At 52.7% G+C, this 427-nt stretch carries 1 protein-coding gene; it reads left to right on the top strand.

Annotated features, from left to right (window positions below; all coding sequences use genetic code 11):
* Positions 1–427, top strand: a 427-nt coding sequence (locus tag BB427_RS02200) for an AMP-binding protein (RefSeq protein ID WP_139119002.1), incomplete at both ends; no start/stop codon positions are given.

Raw genomic sequence — 427 nt, 5'->3', positions numbered from 1 at the left:
GGCTTTGTGAAAACCACACCCAGTCTTGCCATGGCGCTATTGCCTGGCAGCGATGCACAAGTTGATGCCCTAATGCTCGGTGGTGAAGCGCTGACTGAGCAGGCCATCGCCGCATTAAGCGACCATGTGAACGCTATTTTCGATGAATATGGCCCAACGGAAGCCACAGTCGGTGCGATGCTCGCGCAGGCCTACCCACGTCTTCATCAAGGCATAGGTAAAGCCTACCCTAACGTTAATCTTCATGTGTTATCTGAGTCACTGCAGCCCATGCCCATTGGTGCGCCGGGTGAGTTATATATTTCAGGCCTTGGGGTTGCTCGTGGTTACTTAAACCGCCCTGAACTCAATGCTGAGCGCTTTATTGATAATCCATTTAGTCACGACCCCGCCCATAGCAAGCTGTACAAAACCGGTGACCTTGCCC

Source organism: Pseudoalteromonas sp. BMB (genome assembly GCF_001709235.1).
Lineage (GTDB): Bacteria > Pseudomonadota > Gammaproteobacteria > Enterobacterales > Alteromonadaceae > Pseudoalteromonas > Pseudoalteromonas maricaloris.
Note: the sequence above shows the minus strand (reverse complement) of the source record. Positions and strands in the feature narration are given on the sequence as shown.